Origin of the sequence: Rhodopirellula maiorica SM1, assembly GCF_000346295.1 — a bacterium.
Lineage (GTDB): Bacteria > Planctomycetota > Planctomycetia > Pirellulales > Pirellulaceae > Novipirellula > Novipirellula maiorica.
In genome coordinates this window covers 1-5,977 of the sequence record NZ_ANOG01000888.1, presented here as the reverse complement: position 1 = coordinate 5,977, position 5,977 = coordinate 1, and the positions used below count along the sequence as shown (strand labels likewise).

The 5,977-nt window shown below is 56.6% G+C and carries 1 protein-coding gene; it reads left to right on the top strand.

What is annotated here, in order from left to right:
- Positions 1 to 5,977, top strand: a 5,977-nt coding sequence (locus RMSM_RS41410) for a choice-of-anchor Q domain-containing protein (RefSeq protein WP_008705233.1), incomplete at both ends; no start/stop codon positions are given.

The window sequence follows — 5,977 nt, the reverse complement described above, 5'->3', positions numbered from 1 at the left end:
AACACCGCCAGTGGTGATGGTAGCGATCAAGGCGGCGGCGGTATCTTCAATGCGGGTGGGGCGGTTAACGTCAATTTCTCCACGATCTCCAACAACACTGCCGACGGAACCAGCGGCAGTGGTGGCGGGATTCTCAACGACGCATCGGGAGTAGTGAACCTCTTAAGTTCACTCATCGACTCCAATGTCGCCAATCGCGCCGGTGGCGGTATCGAAGCGACTGCCGGAACGACGACCTTTGTGACGGACAGCCGGCTAATCAACAACAATGCCGGAGGCGCGCCGGCAGTCGCCGCGCCGGGCAACGGCGGTGGCTTGCATATCACCGGAGACGGCAATGCAACGATCGATGCCTCGTCTGTCGAAGGAAATTTCGCTGCCAACGAAGGGGGGGGCCTGTGGAACGACGCGGGCACGCTGACCGTCGTGAATTCCTCAATCTCCGGTAACACGGCCAGCGGTCCGAACAGCGATGATGGCGGTGGCGGAATCTTCAACAACGGTGGAATCGTTGATATCGACAACAGTCAGATCACGAACAACGTAGCCGACGGGACAGCCGGCAGTGGCGGCGGTATTCTCAATAACGTCGGCGGCACGATCACCATTGATAATTCGTTGCTCCGAGCCAACACTTCGGTTCGTGCCGGTGGTGGTATCGAAAACAACGTCGGTTCGATCAGTATCGTCGATTCGACCATTCACATGAACGACGCTGGAAACGCACCGGGTCGAGGTGGCGGTATTCACATCACTGGCGGCGGCAATGTCAGCATCGACGGCAGCACAATACATGACAACACGTCAATCGAAGGTGGAGGTCTGTGGAACTCCGCTGTGGGAACCTTTACGCTGACCAACACCACGATCTCGGGGAATACGGCGACCGGCAGTGATGGTGGCGGTATCTTCAATACCGACGGTGGTACGATCACGACTGATAGTGTCACGATCACACTCAACGATGCATCTACAGACGTCGGTAGTGGTATTGCTGGAGGCACCGGTGGTGTCACGCTTGAAAATACGATCGTCGCCCAGAACCCTGGCAGCGGCGTTGAGGAAAACCTCAGCGGTGCGATCAACAGCAACGACTTCAATCTGATCGGCGATCCCGATAATGGTGTGCTGACTGGATTCACGGTCAACACGATCTTCGGCGGCGATGCACTGCTACTTCCGCTGACCGGCAATGGTGGACCTACATTGACCCATTTTCCGGGTGCTGGCAGTCCGGCGATCGGCAACGGCGTGACTACGTTGACGGACGATCAACGCGATTTCACACGGCCTCAGGGATCGCAAGATGACATCGGTGCGGTCGAAGCTGATTTGGATGGATTTGTGGTCACGGCGAACGACGCACCATTGACGGGGCAAGCGGGCGACGGAAATCCAGATGAATTTCGGATCGTCAATGACCCTAATGGATTGACCGGCAATGTCTTGGTCTTCGTCAACTCGCAGTTGTTAACGCAAACCTTCCCCAAAGCGACGACCGGACTAATCGTGATTCGCGGCAGTGCGGATGACGATACCCTGGTCATCGACAACAGCAATGGGTTGATTGGCACCAGGATCGTGTTTGATGGCGATGGCACAGGCGGCCCGGCTTCATTCCCAACACCGGGCGGATTTGACAAGCTGATCCTTGGCGGTTCAACACCGGTAACAACCACGTACAACCCCGGTTCGACCGTCGATGCCGGAGCGGTATTCCAAGAGAACAATCAAATCACCCAGAAGGTCGAGTTCTTCGGACTCGAACCGATTCAGGTGATTGCACCAGCAGGCGGCAACAACATCTTGAATGTTGCTTCGGCACCGTTGGGCGTGGGCTTCCCTCAGGCACTGCAAGGACAGAATTCAATCAACTATGTCGAAGGCCCCAACAGCAACGATCCGGTTGATCCCGTGTTTGCCGGCGCACTTACGGGGTTAGTCACCGTCGACGGATTCGAATCGCTCGAGTTCGCTAATTTCGAAGTCTTGAACATCGATGCCGGTGCAGGCAGCGATGAGATCAACTTGAATAACCCTGTCACACCCGATGAGCTCGGTGTAATCAACGTCGCCGGTGGCGATCCCACCGCAAGCGATACCGTGGTGGTCAATGGCACGGCAGCGCAAGACACGATCGTGGTCGATCAACTCACCTCCGATGGTGCACGAATCACGGGGGCTCAGCCGGTGCCGGTGGTGGTGACCACGACCGAACACCTGATCATCGACGGGCAGGGCGGTAACGATGCTTTGACTTACACCAGTCCCGGCTTTGGCGCGGAAATTACCTACAGTCCCGGTGTGAACGTTGACTCGGGTACGATTACGGCCGATGAATTCGCCGGAAATCCGCTGCTGCCTGTGGAGTTTCAAAATGTCGACGGCGGAGGCAGCTTGGCCTTTGTCAACTCGGGTGGCGGTCGGAGCGACGGACTGGACATCATCGGTACCGACAACGACGATCTGTTCAGCCTGAACAGCACCGGCACGGTACGGATGCAAAAGCCGGCCTTCGGCGTAGACGTAACGTTGCCGATTTCCACGGACAGCGTCACATTCCTGCGACTGATTGGCCGTGACGGGGATGACACTTTTGACGTGCAAGGCGATCACCCGATTGAAACGGGCGTCGAGATCCAAGCCGGCAATCCAGATAGCGGAAGCGACGTGCTGAACTTCGTCGGTAGCGGTGTCGGCGAAGTGACGGTCGACTTGAACGCCCAAACGATTACGGAAGCTGCGTTTAACCCTGTATCGTTTACGGGGGTAGAACAGGTCAATATTGATGCCAATGCTGCAATGACCGTTGCCGGTACCGCAGACGACGACATTTACGATGTCACGCCACTCGGTAATGCCAATAACGGACGATTCACTCACAATCGGACATCCAACGTTTCGTTCACTTACGACGACGCGACTAGCATTACCTTTAACGGCGGCGCCGACGGTAACGATACGCTGAACGTTTTGGGTGACGACTTCGCCAATGTTATTACCAGCACGGCAACCACCCTGACGGTCGATGGAAGCGAGGTCACCTTCGACACCGCCGACGCCGATGCGATCGAAAGTTTGAAATTGCTGACCTTTGGCGGTGGCGATAACGTAACGCTGACTGGTTTGACCATCAACGCTACGGTCGACGCTGGCGAGGGCAACGACGTCGTCGATGCATCAGGTGTCGCTGACGATAACGTCCAACTGTATCTGATTGGTGGATCAGGCAACGACAATTTGATCGGTGGCGACTCGCCGACGGGGTCGGCGCTCGGCGATGTGCTCGAAGGCGGCGATGGTGACGACCGGTTGGAAGGGGGCCGCGGCCAAGATTTCTTCTTCGGCGGTGCCGGCAGCGACCAACTCGTTTGGGTCGCCGGAGACGGCAGTGACCTGATGGAAGGGGGCGACGGCGAGGACGAAATGCTGTTCGACGCCTTGGGCGGCGACAATCGCTTGGAACTAATAGGCGGTGGACGCTTCGGAGCAACAGTGAACCCCGCACCGAATGTGTTTGTTCCCGGAACGATTCAAAACGCCGCCCGTTCGATCTTTGTGCTCAATTCGAGTGGACAAGACACTGCAGCAGTCTTCTTGAATATGGGCGAGGTCGAGAATGTGTACGTCGAGGCAGGTGCCGGTGCAGATCAAGTTGTGCTAAACAACCAAACCGACGTAGTATCCGCCAACGGCGACGCGATCCAATTGGGCACCGATTTGGCAGCGACGTCGGTTCGCAGTGTTTACGTTGATTTAGGAGACGCAGACGGTGCAGCGGACAACGTCGAGTTCCATGGCCAACAAACCGCCGACGATGTGCATGTCTCGCTCGTCAACGGCGCTGTTGACGTCGCGGGATTCGACTTCAGTATTCGCGTTGGAGCGGCCGGTGCGGGCGACGACACCTTGTTCGGCCATGGCCAGGGCGGTGACGATGTCATCAAAGCGGAATCCGGTGTCGAGGACGCTATCTCCATTGTCTTAAACGGCGGCAGCGGCGATGACTTTTTGTCTGCGGATGCGATTCTTAACGGCGGTGCCGGAAATGACATCCTGATTGGTGGGCTCGGCGACGACACCATCAATGGCGGTGACGGTGACGACACAATCGACGCACGTGGTGGCAACAATACAATCGACGGTGGTGCTGGGGCGGATACGATTCTTGTGAGTGGAACCTCCGCGGGCGAAACCATTTCCACTGTCCACGCCGGCGGCGTCTTCACGATCACCGGCGGCTTATCCGCTGGGGCCAACACCATTGCCGGCATCGAGCAAGTTCGAATCGAAGCGGGCGACGGTACCGATATTGTCAACGTGACAACCGATCCAGCGGGCGGTCTCGATTACAACGTCTTCGGTGGTAACCCGATCGGAGTGTTGCAAGGAACCGGCGATACGCTAAACGTCATCCTTAGCGGAGCTCCCTTTGACTTCCAGCCCGGACCCGAAGCAGACTCTGGTGGTGTGCTAGTACAGCCGAACCAGACGATCAGTTTTGATGAATTCGAATTGCTGCAAGTTGATGGCATCGACTTACTATTGCCGGACGAATTTGAACCCAATGACACGTTCGCCACCGCAAAAGTACTTGGCAGCGAACCGGCAATCACGGTCATGCGAGCAACACTGCATGCGACACAAATGCCATCCGGCGGCGCCGCAGGTGTGGTCAACGACGACTGGTACCAGGTCACCGCCCATGACACCGGAAAATTGATTGTCAACGCCCACTTCGCCGCTGACGGAGTTCCTTTAGACGGCGATGGTGGCGACGTCGTTATCAACTTGTTTGATTCAACGGGAACATTGATTGTTGCGGGAGCCGCCGTCGCAGGCGGGCAACAGCTTGTCGTTCCGGTCGTTGCCCAACAAAAGTATTTCGTACAAGTCACATCGGCCGATGGTGACCAGAACCGCTACGATCTTGAGATCGAGAACTTTGCAGCCCCGATCCCTGCCACGCCGTTCCTGAGTTCGGCAAGCGACTCGGGAATGTTCAACAACGACAACCTCACCAATGACAATACCCCGACGCTTGTCATCCAGGATGACTTGGCTGATTTCGCTGCGATGAATATTCCTATCGACCAAGGGACGGCCGTCGCCGGCGCCGAGGTTATCCTCAGCTTTACCTCGACCACCACGGGGACGGTCACTACCGTCGAAGCGAACCTCGTCAATGCTGCGAATCCGACACTCTGGAATGCGACGTCAACCGCATTGGGCGATGACGTTTATTTGGTGCAATCGTGGACACGCATCCAAGACGCAGCGGGCGTTGTTGGCCGCAGCCCGCAAAGCGGCGCCTTCTTGTTTACAGTGGATACGACAGCTCCCGCCGTTGCGGCCGCTCCGGACTTGTTGAGCATCGCTGACACGGGAATGTTCGACAACGACGATGTTACCCACATTCAAGCAGTGGCGTTGGCAAATCCTGCCGGCACGACGGTAGAACCGAACACTAAGGTTCGTGTTTTCTCAGGCACCGAATTAGTCGGTCAGGGTGTCGCGACGACCGAAGGTAACTGGCAGATCACCACCGAACCGTTGGACACCGGAACACATTCGTTAACCGTCGTACTGGAGGACGTCGCGGGTAACATCAATGCAGCAAGCGAAGCCCTTGTAATCAATGTCGATGCGGTCCTACCCAACACGCCGTACTTGGACTTGATCAACGATGACGGCCACAGCACCGATGACAACATCACCGGTCAAAATTTGCTGCAGTTCGAGATGGTTGGCGATGACACCGTCAACGGAAACGGCAATCCGCTGCCAAACGATGTGATCTATCGACTGTACTGGCGAGTGGGTGACGGAAACGGCGAAGTACTTGTCTACGATTCATTCGCCGAATTTGGAAACGCGTTCACAACGCTTGGAACATTGACGCGAACGGTTAGCCAAGTCTTGAACGATCCCACCGGCACGCCGTTCCCTGATGGCGTCCACAACTTCAAACTGGAAA